The sequence below is a fragment of the Parviterribacter multiflagellatus genome, from assembly GCF_056863265.1.
Genome location: NZ_JBXPIZ010000008.1, coordinates 299,549 through 324,748 on the forward strand (window position 1 = coordinate 299,549; position 25,200 = coordinate 324,748).

Genomic DNA, 25,200 nt, shown 5'->3' on the forward strand with positions numbered 1-25,200 from the left:
CGCGCCGCCGCCGGCGTTACGCGCCTCGTGTCCCCCGGAACGATCGACGGATATGACCCGGTATGCGGGTCAAAGACGTCGATCGTCAGCGGCGGCGAGGCTTCTGCGGGCGCGCCGGGACGCTGGCGAACCCGCGCGCGGTGACCTGCCGCGTGTAGACCACCGCGAGCCCGCGCCGCTCCAGCCGCGCGGGGTCGGCGGCGAGCGCGCGGGCGGTCTCGGGCCGGATCGCGCGGCACGCGCGGTTGCCGGTGAGCGGGCACAGGCGGCCGCTCTCGTACGTGTACGCGGTGGCGCCCGCCGCCGCGAGCAGCGCGTCGGTGTCGAGCACCCCGCGCGTGGTGTGCTCGCGCACCAGCTGGCAGATGCGCGCCTGCGGCGGGTTGGCCAGGCAGGTGACCGGCTCCGCGCCGAGCGGCCCGCCCTCGAGCGTGAGGGTCGCGCGGCTGTCGCGCGCGCCCCGCGAGGCCTCGGGCGTGAAGAGCGTGACCCGCTCGCCGCGCGCGGCCGGCCTGAGCCCGACGGTCGTCACCCACAGCAGCTCCCCGTCGCCGACCGCCCGCCCCGCCTCGCGGGAGGGAAGCGTGCGACAGCCACCGCCGGCCGCGCCGGCTCCCGCCCCCCGCCCGCACAGCCGGACGAGGTCGATGCGGCCGGTCGTCGCGCCACGCTCCGCCAACGTCGCGGCGAGCTGCGCCACCGGCGGGGTCGGGACGTCGGTGCGGCAGCGAGCGGCGCCGTCGCGCTCGCGGCAGGTCACGCTCTCCCCCCGCCCGCCGTCCGCGGTGACGGTGTAGACGACCGCGCGCGGCGCGTCGTCCCACGGCGTGGGAACGAGGCCGGTCGCGGCGGCGAGCGAGGTCGCGCCCAGCGCGGCGACGAGCGTGGCGAAGACGACCCGCAGCCGGCGGGCGGCACGCGCGCGGGCCGGCGCGCGACGCGCGGCTGCGGCGACGAGCTCGTCCCCGAAGCGCTCCAGCTCGGGCGGCAGTGGGGGTGCGCTCACGCGTCGTCCTCCATCGCCCGGCGCAGCGCGGCGAGCCCGCGGAACACGTGCACCCGCGCCGTCGCGGCCTTGATGCCCAACCGTTCGGCGATCTCGTCGTAGTCCAGGCCCTCGACCACGCGCAGCTCCACCGCGGCGCGGTGGTCGGGGCGGAGCATCGCGAGCGCCGCGCCCAGCGCCGCCCGCCGCGAGTCCGCGCTCGCGCGCTCGACGGCCGCGTCGGCGTGATCCTCCGCCACGACCCGCTCGGCCACCCCGAGCCGCCGCCGCGCCCGCGCGTCGACGGCGTTGCGCCGCCACGCGCGGTGCAGCAGGTTCGTCGCGATTCCGTGCAGCCACGGCCCGGCGGACCCGTCCCCCGGGTCCCGGAACCGCCCGGCGTGCAGCAGCGCCTGCGCGAACGTCTCCGCCACCACCTCGCCCGCCAGCACCGGGTCCCCGGTCTGCGCCACGAGCCGCGCGTGCAGCTTCGGCGCCCACCGCGCGTACACCTCGCCGATCGCCTCCGGCCGCTCTCCCACCTCGCGCAGCAGCTCCGCGTCGCTCCGCCCGCGCGAACGCGCGCGCACGGCGGCCGCGGGGATCGAGAGGAGCTGGAGCATCGCGGCATCATGCCGCTCCCCCGCCGGCTCGTTTCACCCCTGTCGGCCGAACGGGCTACGCGGGCGGGTTCTGCACCGGCGGCGGCCCCACGGCGACCTCGCCGTGCGACGAGTGGCGCTGGACGACGCGGATGACCGACATCGCGATCAGCGCGATCGGGACCGCGAGCGCCGCGCCGACGATGCCGTAGAGCGCGCCGCCGATCGCGACCGAGAGGAGCACGACGAGCGGGTGGAGCGCGACGGTGCGGCCGACGATCAGCGGGTAGAGCACGTTGCCCTCGAGCTGCTGCACGAGCAGGACGATCGCGAGCACCGCGATCGCCGTCCCCGCACCCTGCGCCACCAGCGCGACGAGGATCGCCGCCGCGCCCGCGACGACCGCGCCGACGATCGGCACGAAGGCCAGGACGAACGTCAGCACCGCGAGCGGCAGCGCGAGCGGCACCCCGAGCAGCACCAGCCCCAGCCCGATGCCGACCGCGTCGACGAGCGCGACGAAGAAGACGCCCTTCACGTACGCGCTGAGCGCCTGCCAGGACTGCTCGGCCAGGTCGTCGAGCGCGCGACGCCGGGCGGGCGGGAACAGGCGGCAGAGCCAGTCCCACAGCCGCGGCCCGTCCTTGACGAAGAAGAACAGCACGACCAGCGTCAGAACGAGGCCGGCGAGGAGCTGCCCGGCCGCCGCCGCGCCCGACACGACGCCGTTGCGGATCGCGTCGGAGTTCTCGCGGATGCGGTCGTCGATCGTGTTGATCTGCTTCTGCACCTCCGCCTCGTCCAGCCCGGTGACGCTCGCGACCTGCCGGCCGAGCTCGTCGGCGCCCGACGACACCTGGCGCGACAGCTCCTCGGACTCGTGCGCGACCGCCGTCGCGATGAACGTCACGACGCCCGCGAACACCGCGATGCCCGCCACGAACACGAGCGTCGTCGCCAGCGCGCGCGGCAGACCGCGCCGCTCCAGCCACCGCGCCGGCGGCACGAGCAGCGTCGACAGCAGCAGCGCGATCAGGACGGGGAACGCGACGAACCCGACCCGCGTGAACGCGTAGACGACCACGGCGCCCGCGGCGACGCAGACGAGCAGCCGCCACGAGATCTCCGACGTCGCGACCAGCAGCCGCGGCACCCGGATCGGCCGGTCGGACACGCCGGACCGCCCGGTCGCCACCCGGGCGGTCGACGGCGTGGCCGTGAAGCGCGCCTGCTGCTGCTCCTCCGAGGACGTCCCTGCCATATGTGCAGGCGACTACCCGCAGGCGCTCACTCGTAGGCGAGCGCCCGCAGGATGTCCACCCGTGCGGCGCGCCGCGCGGGGAGGATCGCCGACACCACGCCGGCCAGCCCCGCGAGGACGAACAGCACGACCATCGTCCCGACCGGCAGCTCGAACGCGAAGCCCTCGTCGATCAGCGGCTGCGTCACGAGCCAGGCGAAGAACGTGCCGAGCACGAGCCCGAGCACCGCCCCGATCATCGCCGTGATCGCCGCCTCGTACCTGACCGTCCGGCGCACCTGCGACCGCGACGTGCCGATCGCGCGGAGCATCCCGAGCTCCCGCGTCCGCTCGTGGATCGACAGCGTCAGCGTGTTCACCACGCCGAACAGCGACACGATGATCGACAGCGCCAGCAGCGCGTAGAACAGCGCCAGGATCTGGTTGATCTGGCCGGCCTGGGCGTCCTTGACCTCCTCGCGGTCCTGCGACTCCGCCACGGGGAAGTCCTGGTCGAGGATGCGGTCGACCTCCGCCCGCGCGGCTCCGGCGTCCGCCCCGCCCGCGAAGGTCAGGAAGATGAACGCGTCCTGCCGCTCGTTCCAGTGGGCGGCCATCTGGTCGTTCGCGACGAGGATGCCGCCGCCGAGCAGGCCGGTCTCGTCCTCGTCGATCGAGCCGATGACCTCGAGCCGTTGCTGCTCGCCGGTCGTGGTGATGACGTTGAGCGTGTCGCCCACCTTCACCCCGTGGTCCTCAGCCCACGGCGCCGCCACGACCGTCTCGCCCGCGCCCATGCCGGCGAGCGTGGAGTCGTCGCCCTCCTCCCACTCGACCTTGTAGCCCTTCGTCAGGTCGCGCGGGTCGACGCCGAACGTGATCGTCTCGTCGCCGTCGACGAGCGACATGCCGAACCGGACGCCGGTCGCGCTCTCGACGCCGTTCACCTTCGCCACCGCATCGCGCGTGGCGGAGGGGATCGGGGAGAAGCCGTCCTTGTTGCGCACGGTCAGGTCGCCCGCGAACTGGCGATCCACGATCTCGTCGATCGACGCGCGGAAGCCCGCCGCGAAGATCGACACGAACGTGACCAGCGCGAGCCCGACCATCAGCGCCGCCGCAGTCGCCGCGGTGCGCCCGGGCTGGCGGGTCGCGTTCTCGCGCGCCAGCCGCCCCGGGACGCCGCGGCGCTGGAACGGCGCGCCGACGACCCGCGCCAGCGGCCGCACGAGCTGCGGCGAGAAGAGCGCGACGCCGAGGAAGATGAGCCCCGCGCCGGCGCCCAGCAGGCCCGCCGCGTCGCCACCCTCCGCGCCGCCGAACAACCCCAGCAGCGCGCCGGCGAGGCCGAGCGCCGACAGGATCGCCGCGAACACCACGCGCAGCCGCCCGGAGCGCTGCGGCAGGCCGACGCCCGCCCGCATCGCGGCCATCGGCGGCACGCGGGTCGCCCGCAGCGCCGGGGCGACCGACGCGGCCAGCGTCACGCCGATGCCGACGACGAGCGAGATCACGACCGTCCGGCCGACGAGGACGGTGTCGCTCGTGGGCAGGTCGAACCCGGTCGCGCTGAACGCCGCCACGATGCCCGGTGCGACCAGCAGCCCGCCGAGCAGGCCCAGCAGCGCCGCGATCGTGCCGAGCAGCAGCGCCTCGAGCATCACGCTGCGCAGTACCTGCCGCCGCGACGCGCCGAGGGTCCGCAGCAGCGCCAGCTCTCCCGTCCGCTGGGCGACGGTGATCGAGAACGTGTTGGAGATGACGAACGCGCCGACGAACACCGCGATGCCGCCGAAGATGAGCAGCGCGGTGCGCAGGAAGCCCAGGTCCTCCTGGGTGTCGCTCGTCTCCTGGTCGGCGTTCTCCTGGCCGGTGCGGACGTCGACCTTCTCGCCCGCGAGCGCCTGCTTGACCCGGTCGCGCAGCGCCTCCGCCGACAGCGAGCCGTCGCCCGCCGCGACGATGTCGTCGAACTTCCCCTCGGTCGCGGTGAGCTGCTGGGCCCGGTTCAGCGTGGTGAGCACGACCGTCGCGCCCGCCAGCGAGTCGACCGACCCGTACTTGGCCACGCCGACCAGCCGCAGCGAGACGATCCCCTTGTCGCCCAGCACGCGGATCGGCTGGCCGAGCTCGTAGTCCTGGTCCTCGAACGTGTCCTTGTCGACCGCCGCCTCGCCGTCGCTGCGCGGGAGCCGCCCCTCGACGGCGCGGAACGCCTCGAACCGGTCGTCGGCGACGGACGCCGCGAAGGTCGGGACGCCGCCGGTGGAGACCGGGTCGCCGTCCGCGTCGAGCACGGTGACGTTGCGGAAGATGTCGCCGCGCGCGGCCGTCACGCCCGGCACGGCCTGCACGCGTTCGAGGAGCGCCGCGTCCATCGGCGTCTCCTGCTGCGCGTTGGGCGAGTCGACCGCCTGGCGCGGCGTGACGGAGACGTCGACGCCCTCGGCCGCCTGCTGGAAGATGTCCCCGAAGGCGCGGTCGATCGTGTCCGTGAGGATGTAGGTGCCGCTGATCATCGCGACCCCGAGCACGACGGCCATCGCCGTCAGCGCGGTGCGGAGCTTGCGCGACGCCAGCGAGCGGAGCGTCAGGCGGGTCATGCCGCGGCCCGCTCCACCGGACGGTCGTCGACGATCGCGCCGTCGGCCAGCTCGACGATCCGGTCCGACACCGCGGCGGCCTCGGGGTCGTGGGTGACCATGATGACCGTCTGGCCGAAGTCGTCGACCGCGCGGCGCAGCAGGCCGAGGACGTCGGCGGAGGCGTGCGAGTCGAGGTTGCCGGTCGGTTCGTCCGCGAACACCACCGCGGGCCGCGTGACCAGCGCGCGGGCGACCGCGACGCGCTGCTGCTGGCCGCCGGACATCTCGCTCGGGCGGTGCGTGCGGCGGTCGCCCAGCCCCACCGCGCCGATCAGCGTCTCGAGCCACTCCGGATCCGGCTTGCGGCCCGCGATCGACAGCGGCAGCACGATGTTCTCCTCCGCCGTCAGGACCGGCAGCAGGTTGAACGCCTGGAAGATGAACCCGATCTTGTCCCGGCGCAGCTGCGTGAGCTTGCCGTCGTCCAGGCGCGAGAGCTCGACGTCATCGATCACCACCGACCCGCTCGTCGGGTTGTCGAGCCCCGCCATGAGGTGCATGAGCGTCGACTTGCCGGAGCCCGATGGCCCCATGATCGTGGCGAACTCGCCGCGCGGGAAGGCGACGGAGACGCCACGGAGGGCGTCGACGGCGGCGGCGCCCTCGCCGTAGCGGCGCGTGAGGTCGGTGCAGGAGGCGATCGTCGTGCTCATGTCGCCGCGTAGCCTCCCTGCCCGACGCCGCGGCGGCAATACGGTTATCCCCCAGGGTGGGCCGGACGGGCTCCTAGGGATGCCCCTAGGAGCGCAGGTACGTGAGGACCGCGAGCACGCGCCGGTGGTCCTCCGACGCGGGCGTGAGGTTGAGCTTGGTGAAGATCGAGGTCACGTGCTTCTCGACCGCGCGCTCGGTGACGACCAGGTGCTCGGCGATGCCCGAGTTCGAGCGACCCTCGGCCATCAGGCCCAGCACCTCGCGCTCGCGCGGGGACAGCGGCTCCAGCGGGTCCTCCCGGCGACGCCGGCCGAGCAGCCGGCCGACGACCTCGGGGTCGAGCGCGCTCCCGCCCTCCCCCACGCGCCGAACGCTCTCGACGAACCGGTCGAGGTCGGCGACGCGGTCCTTCAGCAGGTAGCCGAGCCCGTCCGCACCCTCGGCGAACAGCTCCAGCGCGTACGCCTCCTCGACGTACTGCGACAGGACGAGCACGCCGACGCCCGGGTGCTTGGCGCGGATCTCCGCCGCCGCCCGCAGCCCCTCGTCGGTGTGGGTCGGCGGCATCCGCACGTCGACCACGGCCACGTCCGGCTGGTGCGCCCCGACCTTGCGCAGCAGGTCCTCCGCGTCGGCGGACTGGGCGACGATCTCCATCCCCGCGTCCTCCAGCAGGCGGGCGATGCCGGCACGCAGCAGCATCTGGTCGTCGGCCAGGGCCACTCGCAGCTGCTTGGCGTCGTCTACCGGCATGGGATCCTCGCTCGAACGGTCGTACCGCGCCCGGGGGCGCTCTCGATCTCGAGTCTCCCATCCAGGGCGGCCAGACGGTCGGCGAGCCCGCGCAGGCCGCTCCCACCGGCCGGATCGGCGCCGCCGACGCCGTCGTCGGCGACCTCCACGAGCGCCCAGCCGTGCTCCTGCGCGACGTGCACGCGCGCGTGCGACGCCTGCGCGTACTTGGCGACGTTGGCGAGCGACTCGGAGACCACGAAGTAGGCGGCGGCCTCGACCGCCCACGGGAACCGCTCCTCGGGCACGCCGTCGACGTCGACCGGGACGGGCGCGCGGTCGGCCAGCGCTTCGAGCGCCGGGCCGAGGCCGCGGTCGGTCAGCACCGCCGGGTGGATGCCGCGGGCCAGCTCGCGCAGGTCCTCCAGCGCCGCGCGGGCCTCGCCGCGGGCGCCCTCGAGCAGCTCACGGGCCGCGTCGGTGCCGCCGCGGTCGAGCTGCTGGGTCACCAGGCCGAGCTGGAGCGAGAGCGAGACGAGCCGCTGCTGGGCGCCGTCGTGCAGGTCGCGCTCCAGCCGCCGCCGCTCGGACAGGCCGACCTCGAGCAGCCGCTGGCGCGACTGGCGCAGCTCCTCCACCCGCGCGCGCAGCTCCGCGTCGAGCCGCTCGTTGTCGAGCGCCAGCGCCGCCGCGTTGGCGACCGCGCTGACCAGCTCGGGCTCCTCGGTCGCGAGCACCGCGTCGTGGATGAGCGCGCCCACGTGCCGCTCCTCGCGCCGCACGTCGGTCGCTGCGCGCAGCGGGTCGTCGGCGGCGGGGAGCAGGATCGGCAGGCCGTCGTGGTCGACGTAGCCGCCGCGCTCGGGCAGCCAGTACGCGACCTCCAGCGACGGGTCGCCGAGCGCGTCGGCCAGCACGCCCCGCAGCTCCGAGCGCGGCGTGCCCAGGCCGGCGACGACGTCGGTCATCGCCTCCGCCCGCCACGAGCGGCTGCGCGCGAGCCCGAGCAGGTACGCGAACGGGACCGCCGTCACGGTCGTGATGCCGATCAGGTCCACGGCGCTCTCCGCGTCGTCCGCCGGCGTCCCGATCGTGTCGAACGCGAGCGTGAGCAGCAGCGTCACGACGAGCATGGTTCCGGTCCACAGCACCGGCGCGAGCGCCCGGCGGGCGTGGGGCGCGGCGTCGCGCCAGCGCCGCACGAGGATGCGCACCATCAGGCCGGTGAGCAGGACGCCGAGGAGGCCGACGACCGGGTCGAGCACGGCGATGAAGTCCGGCGAGTCGACGATCAGGAACGCGCTCTCCGGCGTGCTCGGGTTGTCGCAGTCGCACTCCCGTTTGAACAGGAGGAACAGCAGCGGCGCGAAGACGCCGAGCGCGTAGCTGGCCGCGATGAGCCGCCGCTGCCCCGGCGTCTCCAGCCGGCCGGTGGGGAACGCCAGGACGAGGTGGGCGACGATGATGTAGCCGATCGACGCCAGCGCGCTGCCGAGCGTGAAGAAGAGCCCCGAGTTCGACCCGGTGAGCGGCAGGAAGAACGCGGAGAACCCCGCGGCGGTCATGAGCACGCCGATGCGGTTCCGCGGGCGGCGCCACCAGGCGTACAGGCCGACGCCGATGTAGCTGGCCATGATCGCGATGCCGTAGCCGGCCAGGAAGCCGCGGCCGTCGACGTGGTCGCTGTTGAGCGCGATCAGCGCGCCCAGCACGGTGAGGACGACGCCGACCGCCGCGAGCAGGATCAGCGCGCGCTTGAGGCCGATCATCGCGCGAGCACCTCGCGCAGCGCGTCGCCGGACAGGTCCGCCTTCGTGAGGAACGCCAGCGCCCCGCTGGCGGCGACCCGCGGGCCGTAGTCGTTCGCGTCGCGGCTCGAGACGAGCACGACCGCGATGCCCTCCAGCGCCGCCGCGACCGCGAAGCCGTCGGTGTCGGGGAGGTTGACGTCGAGCAGGACGAGGTCCGGCTGCAGCTCCTGCGCCAGCACCAACGCCTCGGCGCCGGTGGCCGCCTCTCCCGCGACCGTCCAGCCCGAGTCGCACTCGAGCAGCATCCGGGCGGTGGCCCGGAAGCTCGGGTGGTCGTCGACGATCAGGACGGTGGTCGGCATGGCACGGACATCATCGTCCGCTCAGAGCCGAACGCCCGTACGGCTACCCACACCCCGCTGCGGCGGAGATCTCGTGGAACGCGGCGGCCGGGTCGTCCTTGCCGAAGATCGCGGAGCCCGCCACGAAGACGCCCGCGCCCGCTTCGGCGCAGGGCCCGGCGGTCTTGGCGTCGATGCCGCCGTCGACCTCGATGTCGACGTCGGGCCCGAGCGCGGCGCGCAGCGCGGCTACGCGCTCGATCGAGCGCGGGATGAACGGCTGGCCGCCCCAGCCCGGGTTGACCGTCATGCACAGCGCGAGGTCGGGCGCGAAGGCGATCGCGCTCGTCGGCGTGCCCGGGTTGATCGCCACGCCGGCGGTCGCGCCGCCCTCGCGGATCAGGTTCACCGTGTAGTCGACGTGCGGCGTCGCCTCGACGTGGAACGTGATGTTGTCCGCGCCGGCCTTGACGAAGTCCGGCACCTGCCGCTCGGGCCGCTCGATCATCAGGTGGACGTCGAGGATCGCGTCCTCGGGCAGCGCGTCGCGCAGGTGGCTGACGACCATCGGCCCGAACGTGATCGGCGGGACGAAGTGCCCGTCCATGACGTCGCAGTGGATGATCTTGGCGCCGGCGTCCATCACCTCGCGGACCTGCGCCGCCAGCCGCGCGAAGTCCGCGCTGAGGATCGACGGGGCTACACCTCGCACAGCATGGACTCCCCGCAGTGGACGCAGCGGACGATGGCGGTCGTGCTCATGCGCACGATCGTCGAGTGCTCCCCGCACCCCGGGCAGACCGAGCGCAGCTCGTACCGGTGGAGGCAGTTCACGCAGCGGTAGCGGCCCGGCAGGGACGTCGGGCGCAGCCACGGCTCGTGGCAGTGGGGGCATTCCATCCCCAGCTCCACCTTCTCGGTCATGAACGCAGCAGACTACTTCCGGCGCAGGCGGGTCAGCTGGAAGCCCGCCGAACGCGTCTCGTGCGGGAAGAGCGTCGTGGCCTGCTCCACGTCGAAGTCCGCCAGCCCGGCGAGCACGCCCTCGTTCTCCGCGGGGTCGAGCGTGCAGGTCGACCAGACGAGCACGCCGCCCGGCTTCACCGCGGCCGCGGCGGCCGCCAGGATGCGCTGCTGCTCGGCGACGAGGCCCGCGATGCGGTCGGGGTTCATCCGCCAGCGCAGGTCGGGGCGGGCCTGGAGCGTGCCGAGGCCGCTGCACGGCGGGTCGGCGAGGACGCGGTCGAACGCCGCGGCGTCGTCGGGGCGCAGCTCCCCCGCGTCACCCTCGCGGACGTGCACGATCGTCGTGCCCATCCGCGCGCACGTCTGGCGCAGCTGCTCGGCCCGGCCCGCGTGGTGCTCGACGGACACGATCTCGCCGCGGTTCTCCATCAGCGCGGCGAGGTGCGACGACTTGTTGCCGGGCGCGGCGCAGAGGTCGAGCACGCGCTCTTGCGGTTGGGGGTCGAGGAGGCGGGCGACGGCCTGGGAGGAGCGCGACTGCGGCATGAAGTGGCCCGCCGCGAAGAGCGGGTGGCCGTGGGCGTCGAACGGGCCGTCGACGATCACCGCGCCGTCGTCGGCCACGCGCGCCTGGTCACCCAGCGCCTCCGCGAGCTGCTGCGCCGTGGTCCGCAGCGTGTTGGGACGCAACGCCAGCTCGGCCGGCTCGTTCATCCGGCGCATCAGCGCGGTCGCGGTCTCGTCGCCGTACGCCTCGCGCCACAGCTTCGCGAGCCAGCCCGGGTACGACTCGACGACCTCGACCGGCGCGCCGTCCAGCGCGGCGCGCCCCTCCTGCGCCACCTTGCGCAGGACCGCGTTGACGAGCCCCTGCCCGGGGTGGCGCTTGACCAGCTCGACCGACTCCGCGACCGCCGCGCGCGCCGGCACGCCATCGAGGAAGAGGAGCTGGAACGCGCCGAGCTGCAGCGCCGCGCGGACGGGCGGATCGAGCTTGCGGTTGGCGGTGTGGCGGGTGATGACGTGGTCCAGCGCGCGGCGGCGTTGGACGGTCCCGTACGCCAGCTGGCGGGCGAACGCGCGGTCCCGCGGGGCCAGGTCGCGCGCCTGCGCGTGGAACGCCTGGTCGGCGTACGCGCCGTCCTCGAACACACGCCGGACGACCTGGAAGGCGAGCTGGCGGGCGGGCGACGCGGGCACCGGGCCAGGGTACGAACGCCGCGGCCACGGGTAGCTTCATCACCGTCATGCGGGAGTGGTGGAACGACGATCAGGCGCTCGCCTACGTGATCGTCGAGCAGGGCCGTACGGCGTGCGAGTCCCTGCTCGAAGCGGGGATCGACCCGCGCAGCGAGCAGCGGCTGTGGGCCGCCCACGACGGCTTCGGGCTGGCGGCGTACGCGGCCTCCGATCATCTGCTCGCGGGCGTCCGCGACGCGCTGTTCGTGCTGGTGCAGGAGGCGGGCCCGTCGTGGCTGCCGCGGGTGGCGGCGCCGCCGTCGACCGAGCACGCGCTGATGCTCGCGATCCACGGCGCGACCGCGATCGAACGGTGCTTCGCGACGCCGTGGCTCGTCACGCAGATGCAGCACGCCCACCGGGCCGTCCGGCAGGCGCACGTGGCGCTGACCGGGCTCGTCGGCCTGGGTGTCGCGGCGCAGCGGACGCTGGAGGCGACGCGGCTGGGCTATCTGGAGCGCTCGTGGCAGGCGGCGGAGCTGCGCCCGCCCGCGCTCGACGAGCAGTGGGCCGCCGCAGCGGCCGCGGCCGCGTAGCGTTCCTCTGCACCCCGCGCTCGGGTCATGCGCCTTTTCGACCATATGGGTCGAGAAGGCGCATGACCTCAGGTGAGGCCGAGGGCGCGGCGCGCTTCAGAGAGGCCGCGGGCTGACGCCGCGATGTCGGCCCAGGGGTCGCCGACGGTCTCCAGACGCTCCGCGAGGGTGTGCACCGTCCACGCGTCCGGGCGGAGCGCGTCGTCGCGCAGCTCCTCCCACGCGATCGGCGTCGCCACCGGCGCGCCGTCCTTCGCCCGCACGCTGTAGGGCGCGACCGCGGTGTGGCCCCACCGCACACGCCCCGCGTCGAGGTAGATGCGGTCGCCGCGGTTCGCGACGCGGAACTCGGTGGTGAGCGCGTCGGGGTCGCGCTCCTCCAGCACCGCGGCGATCTTCAGCCCTACCTCGGCCACCGTCTCGTGCGTGGACGTCCGCTTGAGCGGCGCCACGACGTGCACCCCGCGCGAGCCCGTCACCAGCGCGTGCGGCACCAGCCCGCACTCGCGGAACAGGTCGCCCGCCTCCAGCGCCGCCCGCCGCACCGCGGCGAAGTCGTCCACCGACGGGTCGAGGTCGAGCACGAGCCGGTCGGGCCGCTCCAGCCGGTCACGCCGCGACATCCACGCGTGGAGCGCGATGCACGCCTGGCCGGCGAGGTAGACGAGCGTCTCGCGGTTCGCCACGACGACGTGGTCGACGAAGCCGCCCTTCTTCGGCACGCGCACGCGCTCCACGAAGTCGGGGAAGTGCTTGGGCGCCTGCTGCGTGAACAGCTGCTTGCCCTCGATCCCGTCCGGATAGCGCTCGAGGTTGAGCGGCCGCCCGTGGACGTGGGGCAGCATGAACGGGGCCACCCGGTCGTAGTGGCGGGCGAGGTCGAGCTTCGTCGTGCCGTCCGGGAAGAGCGGCTTGTCGGGCTTGGAGATCTCCTCCGGCCTCACAGGGGCCGGCCCCGCAGGTAGTCCGCGGCGGGCATGAAGCGCTTGCCGGGCGGCTGGACCTCGCGCAGCTCCAGCGCGCCGTCCGGGGTGCCGACGAGCAGGCAGCCGTCCTCGCCGCTCCACTCCCCCGTCGCGGGCCCGTCCATCTTCACGGCCACGTCGCGCACGCCGAGCATCGTGCCATCCGGGAGCGCGATCCGCGCGCCGATGTGGGGCGTCAGCGCCCGCACGACGCGCGCCAGCTCGCTCGCGGGCCGCGCCGGGTCGAGCGTGCGGTCCTCCGCGGTGATCTTCTCCGCGTACGTCACGCCCTCGGACGGCTGTTCCTCGAACGGCGGCTGCTCGTCGAGGACACTCAGGAGCAGGTCCGCCGCGAGCGGCTCGAGCCGCTCCACCAGCGTCGCGTACGTGTCGTCGGGCCGGATCACCTCGCGCCCGCACACGGCGACCGGCCCGTCGTCGAGCCCGGCGGTCAGCGCCATGATCGCCACGCCCGTCGCGTCGTCGCCCGCCATGATCGCCCGCTCGACCGGCGCCGCGCCGCGCCACCGCGGCAGCAGCGACGGGTGGACGTTGAGGATCGCGCCGAAGCGCGACAGCAGCGGCTCCTTGATGAGCGCCCCGAACGCGCACAGCAGGACCGCGTCGGGCTCCGCCGCGGCGATGCGCTCGACGCTCTCGTCGTCGTTGACGTTCGCCGGCTGGAAGACCTCGATCCCCAGCTCCTCCGCGACGTCCTTCACCGGCGGCGGCGCGAGCCTGCGCCCGCGGCCCTTCGGCGCGTCGGGCCGCGTCACCACCAGCACGGGCCGGTGGTCGCTCGCCGCCAGGCGCCGCAGGATCGCCGCGGCGAACGCGGAGGTGCCGAGGTAGACCGTGCGCACGCTAGACCGGGGCCGACCGCTGCTGCTCGGCCTCGCGCAGCGCCCGCATCGCGTCCTTGCGCTGCTCGCGGGTCGTGCGGTCGAGGATCAGCACGCCGTCCAGGTGGTCGGACTCGTGCTGGATGACCCGGGCCTCCAGCCCGCTCGCCTCGACGAGGATCTCGTCCCCGTACGCGTCCTGCGCGCGCAGGCGGATGTGCACCGGCCGCTCGACCTCGACGTGGACGTCGGGCAGCGACAGGCAGCCCTCCTCCATCCACTCCTTGTCGCGCGAGGACCATTCGACCTCGGGGTTGACGATCACCTGCAGCGGCGAGTCGGGCTCGACCCGGTACACGAAGAGCCGCTGCGTGATGCCGACCTGCGGCGCGGCGAGCCCGATCCCGATCGAGTCCTCCATCAGCTGGCCCATCGTCTCGATCTGCCGGCGCAGCGCGTCGTCGAAGACGGCCACCGGCTGGGCGCGCGTCTTCAGCACCGGATCGCCGTACTGGCGGATGTGCCGGAGCGCCGCCTGGCGCCGCGCGGCCCGTTCGGGATCCAGGACCGGCCGCTCCTCGACCGGCTCCACCTCGGTGTCGAGCTGCTCCTCGCTCATGCGGTTCCGAGTCTATGCACCCGTAGGGTTCGAGGCATGGACGAGGACGAGCACCGGATCGGCTACAAGGTCCTGCCGCGCGGGACGCCGGTGGTGACGAGCGACGGCGTCACGCTCGGCACGGTCGCGCAGGTGCTCGACAACGCGCGCGAGCACATCTTCGACGGCATCGTCGTGAAGACCGACGACGGCCGCCGCTTCGTCGACGCGCCCGAGGTCGCGGAGATCACCAACCGCAAGGTGACGCTGACGATCGACGCGGAAGAGGCGACCGAGCTGCCCTCCCACAAGGGCACGCTCGGCCACCTCGAGCACGCGGCCAAGCGCCGCGCGCACCGCTGGAAGCGCCGCCTACGCGGTTCGTAGCGCCTCGGTCGGGCTGAGCCGTGCGGCCCGCGCCGCCGGGTAGAGCCCCGCGACCGCGCCGATCGCCAGCGCCGCGGCGAGCCCGAGCACGACCGCCTCGGGCGGCACCACCGCGCGCCACCCCTGCGCCTCGGCGTACACGCCGGTCACCGCCGCGCCGATCGCGACGCCCGCCAGGCCGCCGCCGCCCGCGAGCAGCACCGCCTCGCCGAGGAACTGCACCCGCACGTGCCGCCGGGTCGCCCCGAGCGCGCGGCGCAGCCCGATCTCCGGCCGCCGCTCGATCACCCCGATGACCATCGTGTTGGCGATCCCGATCCCGCCGACGAGCAGGGCGACCGCGCCGAGCCCGACGAGCAGGCCGGTGAGCGCGTCGTCCGCGGCCGCCTTGGCCTCCAGCGCGTCCGACGGCCGGCTGACCTCGACCTCGTCGCTCGCCTCCGGGTTCGCGGCGGTCGGCAGCACCGCGGCCACCGCCTCGACGCGGTCCGGATCGGCGCGCAGGTAGACCACGCTCGCGTCCTTGCCCGCGTCGAGCAGCCGCTCCGCCGCGGGCCGGCCGACGAGCACGCTGCGGTCCAGGTCGGGGGCGAGCTCGATCGGCGCGAGGATGCCGATCACCGTCCACCAGCGCCCGCCGATCGTCACGCGCACGCCGAGCCGGGAGATCCCGAGCCGCTCCGCCGCCACCGCCCCGAGCACGACCGCCTGGCCCTGCGACGTCGCCGCGTCGAGGAAGCGCCCGCGCGCGACCCGCGCCTCAAGGCCGCCGAGGAGGTTCGTGTCGGCCGCGCCGACCGAGATGCCGCCGGTCTCCTCCGCGGGGATCTTGTCCGTGCGCCGCACGATCGCGTCGGTGCGCGTCACCGTGGCGACGTTCTCCACCCCGTCCACCCGCGCGAGCATCCCGCGCGCCTGGTCGGGCAGCGTCGCCTGGTCGCCGAACATCGTCTGGCCGGGCGTGACCTGCAGGAGGTTCGTGCCGAGCCGGTCGAGCCGGTCGAGCAGCTCCGCCCGTGAGGACGCGCTGAGCCCGAGGATCGCCACCAGCGACGCGATGCCGATCGCCACCCCGAGCGCGGAGAGCACGGCCCGCAGGCGGCGCGTCCGCAGGCCGACGGCGGCCAGTCGCGGGAGGTCCGCGGGCAGCACCTTCGACGCGATCATGCGACCAGCCGCCCGTCGCGCAGCTCCACCCGCCGCGGCAGCGCCGCCGCGACCTCGCGGTCGTGGGTGATGACGAGCAGCGTCGTGCCGAGGCCGCGGAGGAGCTCGAGGACCTGCGCCCCGGTGGCCGTGTCGAGGTTGCCCGTCGGCTCGTCGGCGAACAGGATGCGCGGCCGGTGGACGACCGCCCGCGCCACCGCGACGCGCTGGCGCTCGCCGCCCGACAGCTCGTTGGGCCGGTGGTGCATCCGGTGGCCGAGCTCCACGCGCTCGAGCGCCTCCTCCGCCGCCGCGAGCCGGTCGGCGCGCGGGATGCCGGCGTAGAGCAGGCCCTCCGCCACGTTCTCCAGCGCCGTCATCCCGTCGAGCAGGAAGAACTGCTGGAACACGAACCCGATCGTGCGCGCCCGCAGGCCGGCCAGCTCGGCGTCGCTGAGGCTGTCCACGTCGTGGCCGGCGATCGTCACCGTCCCGGTCGACGGCCGCTCCAGCGTCCCCGTGACGTGCAGGAGCGTCGACTTGCCCGAGCCCGAGCGCCCGACGATCGCGACCTGCTCGCCGTCGTCCACGTCGAGGTCGACGCCGTCGAGCGCGTGCACGCCGCCCGCGTACGTCTTGCCGACGCCGCGGAGGGAGAGGACGGGGGTCCGCGACGGGGCGAGCGCGGTCATCGCGGCACCGTGACCTTGGTGCCGTCGCGCAGGCCGGCGCCGGAGACCGCCGCCCAGCCGTCCGCGAACCCGCCGAGCTCGACCGGCACGAGCTTCTTGGAGCCCGCGAGCTCCACGGCGTACCGGCCCTGGCCCGTCGCGAGCAGCGCCTCGACGGGGACGGCCAGCGCCCGCTCGGCCTCGCTCTGCGCGACGCCGACGGCGACCGGCGCGCCGTCCAGCTCCAGCGCGTCGGCCTCCTTGCCGCGCAGGGCGATCTCGAGCTTGACCGTCGCCTCCTCACCCTCGCCCTGCACGGACGCGACCCGGCCGACCTCGCTCACGCGGCCGCCGACCTCGGAGCCGTCGGGCAGCGTGACGGTCACGGTGTCCCCACGCTCGACCAGGCTCTGCCGGCCGGCCGGGAGCCGCGCGGTGACGATCCGGGCCCGCGTCGACAGGCTCGTCACCGGCCGCCCGCGGCCGACCGCGTCGCCGGCCTCGGCCTCGTGCGAGCCGACCCGCACCGGGCCGTCCACGAAGACGACGTCGCCGAGCGGCACCGTCCCGGTCTCCGTGACGCCGCGCGCGTCCTGCCAGCGCCGGACGGCGGCGGCGGTCGCCCAGTCGAAGTCCTCGTCGAGCGTCATGTCGTGGTCGGGGTCGTAGCCCAGACGGCGCAGGTTGCGCTCGAGCTGCTCGACGTCCGGGCCGTCGGTGACGCTCGTCGACAGCGCGCGCCACGCCGGCGTCTCGCCGTACATCACGTACGCGGTGCTCGTGTCGTCGATCGCGAAGAGCGAGTGCCCGCGCGTCACCGTGCGCCCCTCCTCCGCGACCCGCGTGAGCGTGCCGCCGGTGGTCGCGGCGACCGTGCGCTTGCCCGCGAAGCCGAGCGTCCCGTCGACGTCCTCGCGGTCGACCAGCTCGCGCGTCTCGACCGCCGCCACGCCGGTCGCGACCTCCGCCTGGGGCGCCGGATCGCTCCCGTCGCCCTGGGTCGCGAGGCCCCACAGCGCCGCGCCGGCGGTGACGCCCACCGCGAGGACGACGGCCGTACGGGCGCGGTTGCGGGGGCCGGTGGCCATGTCCGGCGGGACCCGCTGCGCCGCCGTCGTCACTGGTCACCCTCCGGGGAGCCCGGCGACGGCAGGCCGACCTGCTCGTGGCACTTCTCGTGCGCCTGCTGGAAGCCGGGCTGCTGGGCCATCTTGCGGTCGATGTTCAGGCCGCGGCCCGGCTGCGGGTCGGGGAAGTCGACGCCCTCGCCGCGCATGCACTTGGCGAGCGCGAGCATCTTGTCCTCCATCTCCTCGCGCTTCTCGGGCGTGACCTCGCGGCGCATCGCCTTGAGGTGCTTCTCGCACGCCTTCTGCGCCTTCTCGCGCGTCGGGTTCGGCCCCTCGCCCTCGTCGAGCTTCGCGCCCTTCCCGGGCCGGATCATGATCATGCCGCCGTCCTCGGTGACCTGCGGGTCGGGCATGTCGACGCCGTTCTCGCGCATGCAGCGGGCGAAGTCGAGCGCCGCGTCCTGGGGGCTGACCTCCTCGCTCGAGTTGGTGCCGCCGCCGCTCGCGTTCGCGGTGGAGCCGTCGTCGCCGTCGTCGCCGCACGCCGCGAACGTCGCCGCCGCCGCGCAGACCGTGAGGACCGTCAGTGCTCGTCTCATGCCGCGCAGCTCACGCCGCGCGGCTGAGAAGCGGCTGAACGCGGGCTAGGAGGTCGCTGAAGCGGCGACGCCGCCGCTCAGGGCGAGCGTCAGCCGCGCGCCGCCGCCCGCCGCGTTCTCCGCGAGGACGGCTCCGCCGTGGGCCTCGGCCGCGTGGCGGACGATCGCGAGGCCCAGCCCCGAGCCGGGCACGCCGCGGGCGCCGTCGGCGCGGTAGAAGCGGTCGAAGACGTGCGGCAGGTCGGCCGCGTCGAACCCGGGGCCGTGATCGCGCACCGCGACCCCCGAGTGGTCCACGCTGACCTCCACCTCACGTCCTGGCGGCCCGAACTTGATCGCGTTGTCCAGGAGGTTCGTCACGGCTCGGTGGAGCCGGCGGCGCGAGCCGGTGACCAGCACGGGCTCGCGGTGGAGGCTGAAGACGCGGTCGGGCGCGATGCGGCGCGCCCGCTCCACCGCCTCCTCCACGAGCACGTCGAGGCGCAGCTCCTCCAGCTCGGCGTCCGGCACCGGGCCGTCGCGGGCGGTGTCGATCAGGTCACCGACGAGGACGGTCAGCTCCTCCAGCTGGTCGCGCGCCGAGGCGATCGCGCGCGCCTGCTCCTCGGGCGGGAGCGCCGGGTGGCGGCCGAGCAGCTCGACGTTCGTGCGGACGCTGGTGAGCGGGGTGCGCAGCTCGTGCGAGGCGTCGGCGACGAGCTGGCGCTGGGCGTCCTGGGAGCGGCGCAGCTTCGCGAGCACGGTCTCGAACGCCCCCGCGACCACGAGCGCGAGGCCGATCGCCCCGCCGACCCCGAGCAGGCCGATGACGGCGAGCAGGAACGCGAGCGAGCGCAGGGTGCTGTCGACCTCGTTCAGCGGCCGCATGAGCATCAGCGCCGTGCCGCCGCCGGGCGCCTGCGCGACCAGGACGCGGACGTGCGTGTCGCCGACGTGCGCGTCCTCGAAGTAGTCGCCGCGCCGGCCGCTCGCCACCGCGCGGACCGCGTCGGTGACCGGCAGGAGCGAGCCGCCGATCGGCGGCAGCTCGCCGCCGCCGGCGGTGACGACCTGCACCGACGCGGTCGCGCCGCCGAGCGGATCCGGGGGCACGGCCGCGCGAAAGACCGCGTCGCCGGACCCGGGTCCGCCCGGCGCGGCCGGCTCGCGCCGCAGCACCTTCACCGCCGGCCCCAGCGGGCGGGCCTCGCGGGTGCCGATCGCCAGCACGTCCCCGCGCGGGTCGACGGCGCGCACCTGGCCGACCTGGGCAGCCAGCGCCCGGTCGACCTGGCCGCGGAGCTGATCGCGGACGATCAGCCACGTCCCGACGGCCGCGAGGACGATCGCCGTCGCGACGCCGGCGCCGGTGAGCAGGACGGTGCGGTGCCTCATTGGGCGCTCCTCAGGACGTAGCCGACGCCGCGCACGGTGTGGAGGAGCCGCGGCTCCCCCTCCGCCTCGGTCTTGCGGCGCAGGTAGCCGACGTAGACCTCCAGCGAGTTGGAGGCGGGGCCGAAGTCGTAGCCCCAGACGCGGTCGAAGATCTGGGCGCGGGTGAGGACCTGGCGCGGGTGGCGGAGGAACAGCTCCAGCAGCAGGTACTCGGTGCGGGTGAGCTCGATCAGCCGGCGGCCGCGGTGGACCTCGTACGCGACCGGGTCGAGCGTGAGGTCGTCGAAGCGCAGCAGCTCGGGCAGCGGGGCGTCCTCGGGCTCGTCCTCGCCGCCCTCCCAGGCCGAGCGGCGCAGCAGCGCGCGGATGCGGGCCAGCAGCTCCTCGACCGCGAACGGCTTGACGAGGTAGTCGTCGGCGCCGGCCTCCAGACCCGCGACCCGGTCGCTCACCTCGTCCCGCGCGGTGAGCATCAGGACCGGCGTCCGGTCGCCCACCCGGCGCAGCCGCCGGCACACCTCCAGCCCGTCGATCCCGGGCATGAGGACGTCCAGCAGGATGAGGTCGGCCGGCTCGGACGCGTGCGCGGTCAGCGCCTGCGTCCCGTCGTGGACCGGCCTGGCCTCCAGCCCCTCCACGGCGAGCGCCCGGCCGAGCGCGTCGCGCACCGCAGGCTCGTCGTCCACCACCAGCACGCGCATGATGCGGCCGAGTCTCTTCGACGAATCTGAACGTTGGCTGAATCGCTACTGCGGGTCGACGTCGACCGAGAACGCGACGTCCTTGTGCGCGCGGTCCTTCGCGACCGCCTCGACGGCCGCCGCGATCACCGCCACCGTCTGCGCGCGCTGCTCGACCGGCACCTTCAGCAGCAGCACGAACCGCTCCTTGCCGCGCAGGCGGAACAGCGGCGCGGGGCCCAGCATGGAGCCGGGCGGCAGGTCGAACCGGATGCCGGCGGCGATCGCGTCCGCGGCGCGCTGCGCGTCCGCGAGCCCGACGCTCGCGGTCGTGATGCGGACGAGCGTGGAGAACGGCGGGTAGCGAAGGGCCTTCCGCCGCTGCAGCTCGCCGTCGAGGAAGCTCTCCGCGTCGTGGTGCGCGGCGTGGATCAGCACCTCCGCGTGCGGGTCCATCGCCTGCACGAGCACGCGGCCCGCCGCGCTGCCCCGCCCGGCCCGGCCGGCGAGCTGGGCGACGAGGGCGAACGTGCGCTCCTCGGCGCGGAAGTCGGGGAACCGCAGGGTCGCGTCCGCGTCGAGCACGACGCCGAGCGTCACGTCGGGGAAGTCGTGGCCCTTGGCGACCATCTGCGTGCCGACGAGGACGGCGCGCGGCGCCTGCTCGAACCGCGCGAGGATCTCCTGCGGGCGCTGCACGTCGGCGTCGAGGCGGAAGACGGTGAGCCCCGCCTCGTGCAGCTCGTGCTCCAGCCGCTCGGTGCCGGCGCCGTGGCGGGCGACGCTCACGCTCCCGCACTCGGTGCACTTCGTGGGGATGCGCGCGCGGTGGCCGCAGTGGTGGCAGGCCAGGAACCCCTGCGCGCGGTGCAGGACGAGCGAGACGTCGCACTCCGGGCACATCCACACGTGGCTGCACGAGCCGCAGGTGAGGAAGTTCGACCACCCGCGCCGGTTCAGCAGCACGATCGACTTGTCCGAGGTGTGGAGCGCGTCGACGGTGTCGGGGTGCAGCGCGCTGCTCACGCCGCGCATGTCGAGGAGCGTGACCGGCGGGAGGTGCGCGCCGTCGACGCGGTCGGGGAGCTTGAGCGTCCGCAGCGCGTGGGCGGACTCCGGCCGCGGCGTCGCCGAGCCCGCCACGACCACGGCTCCGCGCCTGGTCGCGACGTGCCGCGCGTCGTAGCGCGGGTCGCCCTCGTGCTTGTAGCTGGGGTCGTGCTCCTCGTCGACGATGATGAGCCCGAGCTCCTCGATGGGGGCGAACACGGCGGAGCGGGGGCCGACCGCGACGCGCGCCTCGCCGGTCCTGAGCCGCTGCCACTCGTCGTAGCGCTCGCCCTTGGAGAGCTTGGAGTGCAGCACCGCGACCGTGTCGCCGAACCGCGCGACGAAGCGGCTGACGATCTGCGGCGTGAGCGCGATCTCGGGGACGAGCACGATCGCGCCCTGGCCCGCGAGCAGCGCCGCCTCGACCGCGCCGAGGTAGACCTCCGTCTTGCCGCTGCCCGTGACGCCGTGCAGGAGGAGCTGCTCGACCTCGCCACGGGCGAGCGCCGCCTCGATCTCCGTGAGCGCCGCGCGCTGGGCGTCCGTCAGGGTCGGCCGGGCGCCGCGCGCGCCGACCTGCGCGTGGTCGACCACCCTCCGGCGCGGTCGCGACCCGACGCTGACCCACCCCCGCTGTTCCATGCGCCGCAGCGCCGCGGTGTCCGCGCCGGTCCAGCGCGGCAGGCTCTCGAGCAGCGCGCGTTGGGTCTCGGTCGGCGCACGACCGTCCGCCTCGCCCCGCAGCGCCGCGTCGCCCGCGGCGGTCCGCTCGGCCCACAGCGCGGTCTTCGCGCGGGCGCCGCTGGGCGGGAGGACGAGCTGGAGCGCGCGGGCGAACGTCGAGGCGTACTCGGCGGCCATCCAGCGCGCGAGGTCGACGAGGTCGGGCGGGAGGTCCTCCGGCAGCACGCGGCGCGGGTGGACGAGCTTGTCGGGCGCGACCTCGCTCGTGTCCGCGACGTCGACCACGACGCCGGTCACGTCGCGGTGTCCGAACGGGACGGCGAGGAGCGAGCCCTTCCCCGCGCCGTCGGGCAGCCAGTAGTCGAACGGCCCACGCAGCGCGCGCGCCGTCGTCAGCGGCTCGACCTTCGCGATCCGCGCGCCCACTCAGGCCACGGGCGTCTCGGCCAGCCAGCGCTGGAGATCCGGGATCAGCCCGGGGGTCTCCGCCGCCTTCGCGCGCAGGCCCTCGTCGAGCAGGAGCGCGTCGCTGATGAGCCGCATGGTCCCATCGTGCTCGGGGCGTGCGGCGATCGTGACCGCGTCGCCCGCGCCGACGTCGCCCTCGGTGACGATCGTCAGGTACGCGCCGGGCCGGCTCGCCTGCGCGAACCGCTTGAGCATGCGGGGGTCGTCGAGGCGCACGCCGAGCTTGAAGCAGGGCAGCCGCGGCTGCACGACCTCGAACAGCGCCGAGCCGATCTGCCACCGCTCCCCCACGCGCGCGTTCGTGCAGTCGACGCCGCTCAGGGTGAGGTTCTCGCCGAACGCGCCGGGGCCGAGCTCGCGGCCGAGCTCCTGCTCCCACCACCGCGTGTCCTCGATCGCGTAGGCGTACACCGCCTTGTGCGGCCCGCCGTGCACGCGCCGGTCGGCCTGGTCGTCGCCCTCGAGGTTGACGCCGCGCGCGGCGACGCGCCCCTCGACCGGGGTCTTCCAGATCGCGGTGCGCACGATGCGCCTGCCGGTGTTGACGTCCTTGGGGGTGCCGACGTTGACGCTGAGGACCGAGGCCATGAGGCGATCCAGTGTCGCACCCGCTCCGGCGGGCCTCGCGGCGCCCGCAACACCAGGGTTCGGTTCAGGGTCGTGCCCTGTTGTCGGGGTGTCGCGGCGAGCGCAGGATCATCGCCATGCTGACGCTCTCTCCCGCCGCCCCCACCGCCCCCGCCGCCGTCTGGTTCGTGGGCCGCCTCCCGCTCGCCGACGACCACCGCCGCACCGCGACACGTCCGACCGGCGCGCAGTTGATCTTCACGCCGGCGCCCACGCCCGCCCCGGCCGTGCGGCTCGACGACGTCCAGGACGCGCTGCGGGACTTCAACCGGCCGTCGCGCCTCGCGGGCAACGCGCTCGCGCCCGTCGACCTCCCGCCCGCCGAGCGCGCCATCGCCGTGCGCGCGCTGCTGGAGGACGCGGTCGCGCAGGCGTTCGGCGAGGACGACGACGAGGAGCTCCTGCGGCTGATCGTGCAGCGGTCGTACTTCGAGGGGCGCGCGCACGAGAGCGTCCACTGGGGCCTGCACATCAGCCGCGCGACGTACTTCCGCCGCCGCCGGACCGCGGTGCTCCGCATCACGGAGTGGCTCGACGCGCACCACGCGTGAGCGCCCGCTTCTGCGCGGTTGGTTGCGCTTCTCTGCGCGTTTGTGCACCATACGCGCATGAACGCAACTCCGCTCATGGTGCTCGTCGCCGGGCCGTACCGGTCGGGAACCGGCGACGACCCGGCGAAGCTGCAGGCCAACGTCGACGCGATGAACGCGGCCGCGCTGGCGGTCTTCGACGCCGGCCACCTGCCGGTCACGGGCGAGGCGCTCGCGCTCCCGCTGATCGAGACGGCGGGCGGCGCGCACGGCGACCCGACGTTCGACCGGATCTTCCACCCCGTCGCGCGGCGCCTCGCGGTGCGCTGCGACGCGGTGTTGCGGATCGGCGGGCCGTCGGCGGGCGCGGACGAGATGGTGGAGCTGGTGACGGGCGCGGGCGGCCGCGTGTTCCGCGCCGCCGACGAGCTTCCGGCGGTGGCGTCGTGAACCCGGACGTCCGCAACGTCGCGACCGAGGTCCTCTCCGACGACTGGTACACGCTGCGGAAGGTGACGTTCGACTTCCGCGGCCGCGACGGCGCGTGGACGCGGCAGTCGCGCGAGGCGTACGACCGCGGGAACGGCGCGACGATCCTCCTCTACGACCCCGCGCGCGGCACCGTCCTGCTGACCCGCCAGTTCCGGATGCCGGCCTTCGTCAACGGCCACCCGGACGGGATGCTGATCGAGACGCCCGCGGGCCTCCTCGACGACGAGGACGCCGAGGCCGCGATCCGCCGCGAGACCGCCGAGGAGACGGGCGTCGAGATCGGTGAGGTCGAGCGCCTGTTCGAGGTCTTCATGTCGCCCGGCTCGGTCACCGAGCGCGTGACCTTCTTCGCCGCGCCCTACTCCGCCGCCGCCCGCACGGTCGCCGAGGCCGGCGTGGCCGCGGAGGGGGAGCGGATCGAGCTCCTCGAACCCACGCTGCCCGAGGCGCTCGCGATGGTCGAGCGCGGCGAGATCGTCGACGGCAAGACGGTGATGCTCCTGCAGTGGGCCGACCGCGCCGGCGTCCTCGCCCCCGCTCAGCCATGTTGAAGGAGGAGCGCCAGCGCCGCATCCTCGAGATCCTCGCGGCGGAGGGGCGCGTCGTCGCGGCGGAGCTGCAGCAGCTGCTCGGGGTGTCGGCGTACACGATCCGCCGCGACCTCGACGAGCTCGCGGACGACCGGTCGCTGCAGCGGGTGCACGGGGGCGCGATCGCGCGGTCGGGGGTGCCGGTCACGTACGAGGGGCGCGCCGAGCAGGCGGTGCCGGGGAAGATCGCGACCGCGCGCGCGGCGGCGTCGCTGCTCGAGCCGGGGCAGGTCGTGCTGCTCGACGGGGGCTCGACGGCGCTGCACCTGGTCGACGCCATCCCGCCGGGCTTCACCGGCACGTTCGTCACGCACGCGCCCCCGGTCGCCACGGCCCTCGGTGGCCGCCCGGGCATCGAGGTGATCCTCGTCGGCGGCACGCTCGACTCGCGCGCGATGGTGTGCGTCGGCGGCCAGACCGTCGAGGCGCTCCGCCGGATCACCGCGGACGTCTGCTTCCTCGGCGTGTGGTCGCTGCACGCCGAGCACGGGATCAGCGAGGGCTACTTCGAGGAGGCCGAGGTGCGCCGCGTGATGGTCGCGCGCGCGGACCGCGTCGTCGGCCTGTGCTCGCGCGAGAAGCTCGGCACGGTCGCGCCCTTCACGATCGCGCCGGCCACCGCCCTGACCCACCTCGCCACCGAACCCGACACCCCGGAGGACGCCCTCTCCCCCTTCACCGACCTCGGGCTCCACGTCGTCCGCTGACCCCACCGCGCTGCGACGTCGCCGCGCCG

Annotated in this window: 28 protein-coding genes; 6 read left to right on the forward strand and 22 right to left on the reverse strand. The window is 74.8% G+C overall.

The genetic code is table 11. The features are described 5' to 3' along the window. Nucleotides 1–85: 85 nt before the first annotated feature. The 11 genes from AC1UE5_RS18735 to rsmB all read right to left on the reverse strand — a co-directional run bounded on the left by AC1UE5_RS18735 (nucleotide 86) and on the right by rsmB (nucleotide 11,116). The gene (locus tag AC1UE5_RS18735; protein WP_482926315.1) at nucleotides 86–1,006 is read right to left on the reverse strand and encodes a hypothetical protein; all 921 of its coding nucleotides are present in this window, start codon (nucleotides 1,004–1,006) and stop codon (nucleotides 86–88) included. After that, nucleotides 1,003–1,608 (reverse strand): RNA polymerase sigma factor, encoded by a 606-nt coding sequence (locus AC1UE5_RS18740; RefSeq protein ID WP_482926317.1) that lies wholly within the window; start codon nucleotides 1,606–1,608, stop codon nucleotides 1,003–1,005. The genes AC1UE5_RS18735 and AC1UE5_RS18740 overlap by 4 nt, the downstream gene beginning before the upstream one ends. 55 nt (nucleotides 1,609–1,663) lie before the next feature. Beyond that, on the reverse strand, nucleotides 1,664–2,848 hold the full coding sequence (locus tag AC1UE5_RS18745) for an AI-2E family transporter (RefSeq protein ID WP_482926319.1): 1,185 nt from the start codon (nucleotides 2,846–2,848) through the stop codon (nucleotides 1,664–1,666). A 26-nt stretch (nucleotides 2,849–2,874) separates the two neighbouring features. Continuing rightward, the gene (locus AC1UE5_RS18750; protein ID WP_482926321.1) at nucleotides 2,875–5,430 is read right to left on the reverse strand and encodes an ABC transporter permease; all 2,556 of its coding nucleotides are present in this window, start codon (nucleotides 5,428–5,430) and stop codon (nucleotides 2,875–2,877) included. Then, nucleotides 5,427–6,125 (reverse strand): ABC transporter ATP-binding protein, encoded by a 699-nt coding sequence (locus AC1UE5_RS18755; RefSeq protein ID WP_482926323.1) that lies wholly within the window; start codon nucleotides 6,123–6,125, stop codon nucleotides 5,427–5,429. Before AC1UE5_RS18755 ends, AC1UE5_RS18750 begins: the two co-directional genes overlap by 4 nt. 85 nt (nucleotides 6,126–6,210) lie before the next feature. Next, nucleotides 6,211–6,879 (reverse strand): response regulator transcription factor, encoded by a 669-nt coding sequence (locus AC1UE5_RS18760; protein WP_482926325.1) that lies wholly within the window; start codon nucleotides 6,877–6,879, stop codon nucleotides 6,211–6,213. Continuing rightward, the gene (locus tag AC1UE5_RS18765) at nucleotides 6,870–8,627 is read right to left on the reverse strand and encodes a sensor histidine kinase (RefSeq protein ID WP_482926327.1); all 1,758 of its coding nucleotides are present in this window, start codon (nucleotides 8,625–8,627) and stop codon (nucleotides 6,870–6,872) included. The genes AC1UE5_RS18760 and AC1UE5_RS18765 overlap by 10 nt, the downstream gene beginning before the upstream one ends. Beyond that, nucleotides 8,624–8,971, reverse strand: a complete 348-nt coding sequence (locus AC1UE5_RS18770) for a response regulator (protein ID WP_482926329.1) — start codon at nucleotides 8,969–8,971, stop codon at nucleotides 8,624–8,626. Before AC1UE5_RS18770 ends, AC1UE5_RS18765 begins: the two co-directional genes overlap by 4 nt. Nucleotides 8,972–9,014: 43 nt before the next feature. Beyond that, complete coding sequence (gene rpe / locus AC1UE5_RS18775; RefSeq protein ID WP_482926331.1) at nucleotides 9,015–9,662, reverse strand: ribulose-phosphate 3-epimerase; 648 nt, start codon at nucleotides 9,660–9,662, stop codon at nucleotides 9,015–9,017. Next, entirely contained in the window at nucleotides 9,650–9,874 is a 225-nt protein-coding gene (locus AC1UE5_RS18780; RefSeq protein ID WP_482926333.1) for a zinc-ribbon domain-containing protein, read from the reverse strand. Before AC1UE5_RS18780 ends, rpe begins: the two co-directional genes overlap by 13 nt. A 12-nt stretch (nucleotides 9,875–9,886) precedes the next feature. Continuing rightward, nucleotides 9,887–11,116 carry a 16S rRNA (cytosine(967)-C(5))-methyltransferase RsmB gene (gene rsmB / locus AC1UE5_RS18785; protein ID WP_482926335.1) on the reverse strand — a complete coding sequence of 410 codons (1,230 nt, stop codon included), beginning with the start codon at nucleotides 11,114–11,116 and terminating at the stop codon, nucleotides 9,887–9,889. 47 nt (nucleotides 11,117–11,163) lie between these two features. Here rsmB and AC1UE5_RS18790 point away from each other — a divergent pair, with 47 nt between their 5' ends. Beyond that, nucleotides 11,164–11,691 (forward strand): hypothetical protein, encoded by a 528-nt coding sequence (locus AC1UE5_RS18790; RefSeq protein ID WP_482926337.1) that lies wholly within the window; start codon nucleotides 11,164–11,166, stop codon nucleotides 11,689–11,691. A gap of 68 nt (nucleotides 11,692–11,759) precedes the next feature. On the opposite strand, the gene ligD is transcribed toward AC1UE5_RS18790, so the two are convergent. From ligD to def, 3 genes are read right to left on the reverse strand one after another with little or no spacing between them, the layout of a single operon-like run. Continuing rightward, nucleotides 11,760–12,635: a non-homologous end-joining DNA ligase gene (gene ligD, locus AC1UE5_RS18795; protein ID WP_482926339.1), complete on the reverse strand. Its 876-nt coding sequence runs from the start codon at nucleotides 12,633–12,635 to the stop codon at nucleotides 11,760–11,762. After that, nucleotides 12,632–13,519, reverse strand: a complete 888-nt coding sequence (gene fmt, locus AC1UE5_RS18800; RefSeq protein ID WP_482926341.1) for a methionyl-tRNA formyltransferase — start codon at nucleotides 13,517–13,519, stop codon at nucleotides 12,632–12,634. Before fmt ends, ligD begins: the two co-directional genes overlap by 4 nt. A gap of 1 nt (nucleotide 13,520) precedes the next feature. After that, nucleotides 13,521–14,117 (reverse strand): peptide deformylase, encoded by a 597-nt coding sequence (gene def, locus AC1UE5_RS18805; RefSeq protein ID WP_482926343.1) that lies wholly within the window; start codon nucleotides 14,115–14,117, stop codon nucleotides 13,521–13,523. A gap of 36 nt (nucleotides 14,118–14,153) precedes the next feature. On the opposite strand from def, the gene AC1UE5_RS18810 reads away from it, so the two are divergent. Continuing rightward, a complete protein-coding gene (locus tag AC1UE5_RS18810; protein WP_482926345.1) occupies nucleotides 14,154–14,483 on the forward strand; it encodes a hypothetical protein in 330 nt (109 codons plus the stop codon). On the opposite strand, the gene AC1UE5_RS18815 is transcribed toward AC1UE5_RS18810, so the two are convergent. Genes AC1UE5_RS18815 through AC1UE5_RS18850 form a run of 8 tightly spaced genes read right to left on the reverse strand, consistent with a single transcriptional unit; the run spans nucleotide 14,469 to nucleotide 22,813 of the window. Continuing rightward, nucleotides 14,469–15,650 (reverse strand): ABC transporter permease, encoded by a 1,182-nt coding sequence (locus AC1UE5_RS18815; protein WP_482926347.1) that lies wholly within the window; start codon nucleotides 15,648–15,650, stop codon nucleotides 14,469–14,471. The genes AC1UE5_RS18810 and AC1UE5_RS18815 overlap by 15 nt on opposite strands. Then, nucleotides 15,647–16,321 carry an ABC transporter ATP-binding protein gene (locus AC1UE5_RS18820; protein WP_482926349.1) on the reverse strand — a complete coding sequence of 225 codons (675 nt, stop codon included), beginning with the start codon at nucleotides 16,319–16,321 and terminating at the stop codon, nucleotides 15,647–15,649. Before AC1UE5_RS18820 ends, AC1UE5_RS18815 begins: the two co-directional genes overlap by 4 nt. Further along, a complete protein-coding gene (locus AC1UE5_RS18825; protein ID WP_482926351.1) occupies nucleotides 16,318–17,388 on the reverse strand; it encodes a peptidoglycan-binding protein in 1,071 nt (356 codons plus the stop codon). Before AC1UE5_RS18825 ends, AC1UE5_RS18820 begins: the two co-directional genes overlap by 4 nt. Nucleotides 17,389–17,417: 29 nt before the next feature. After that, nucleotides 17,418–17,969, reverse strand: coding sequence for a hypothetical protein (locus AC1UE5_RS18830; RefSeq protein ID WP_482926353.1), 552 nt, complete (start codon nucleotides 17,967–17,969; stop codon nucleotides 17,418–17,420). Between the two features lie 45 nt (nucleotides 17,970–18,014). Then, the gene (locus AC1UE5_RS18835) at nucleotides 18,015–19,343 is read right to left on the reverse strand and encodes a sensor histidine kinase (protein WP_482926355.1); all 1,329 of its coding nucleotides are present in this window, start codon (nucleotides 19,341–19,343) and stop codon (nucleotides 18,015–18,017) included. Next, nucleotides 19,340–20,044, reverse strand: a complete 705-nt coding sequence (locus AC1UE5_RS18840; RefSeq protein ID WP_482926357.1) for a response regulator transcription factor — start codon at nucleotides 20,042–20,044, stop codon at nucleotides 19,340–19,342. The genes AC1UE5_RS18835 and AC1UE5_RS18840 overlap by 4 nt, the downstream gene beginning before the upstream one ends. A 45-nt stretch (nucleotides 20,045–20,089) precedes the next feature. Further along, the gene (gene priA, locus AC1UE5_RS18845; RefSeq protein ID WP_482926358.1) at nucleotides 20,090–22,183 is read right to left on the reverse strand and encodes a replication restart helicase PriA; all 2,094 of its coding nucleotides are present in this window, start codon (nucleotides 22,181–22,183) and stop codon (nucleotides 20,090–20,092) included. After that, a complete protein-coding gene (locus tag AC1UE5_RS18850; RefSeq protein ID WP_482926360.1) occupies nucleotides 22,184–22,813 on the reverse strand; it encodes an MOSC domain-containing protein in 630 nt (209 codons plus the stop codon). It lies immediately after the preceding gene. A 116-nt stretch (nucleotides 22,814–22,929) separates the two neighbouring features. On the opposite strand from AC1UE5_RS18850, the gene AC1UE5_RS18855 reads away from it, so the two are divergent. The 4 genes from AC1UE5_RS18855 to AC1UE5_RS18870 are packed head-to-tail and all read left to right on the forward strand — an operon-like array spanning nucleotide 22,930 to nucleotide 25,171. Further along, nucleotides 22,930–23,403, forward strand: a complete 474-nt coding sequence (locus tag AC1UE5_RS18855; RefSeq protein ID WP_482926362.1) for a hypothetical protein — start codon at nucleotides 22,930–22,932, stop codon at nucleotides 23,401–23,403. Nucleotides 23,404–23,460: 57 nt separating this feature from the next. Further along, the gene (locus AC1UE5_RS18860; RefSeq protein WP_482926364.1) at nucleotides 23,461–23,832 is read left to right on the forward strand and encodes a DUF4406 domain-containing protein; all 372 of its coding nucleotides are present in this window, start codon (nucleotides 23,461–23,463) and stop codon (nucleotides 23,830–23,832) included. Then, nucleotides 23,829–24,425: an NUDIX domain-containing protein gene (locus AC1UE5_RS18865; RefSeq protein WP_482926366.1), complete on the forward strand. Its 597-nt coding sequence runs from the start codon at nucleotides 23,829–23,831 to the stop codon at nucleotides 24,423–24,425. The genes AC1UE5_RS18860 and AC1UE5_RS18865 overlap by 4 nt, the downstream gene beginning before the upstream one ends. Then, nucleotides 24,419–25,171, forward strand: coding sequence for a DeoR/GlpR family DNA-binding transcription regulator (locus AC1UE5_RS18870; RefSeq protein ID WP_482926368.1), 753 nt, complete (start codon nucleotides 24,419–24,421; stop codon nucleotides 25,169–25,171). The genes AC1UE5_RS18865 and AC1UE5_RS18870 overlap by 7 nt, the downstream gene beginning before the upstream one ends. Nucleotides 25,172–25,200: the final 29 nt, after the last annotated feature.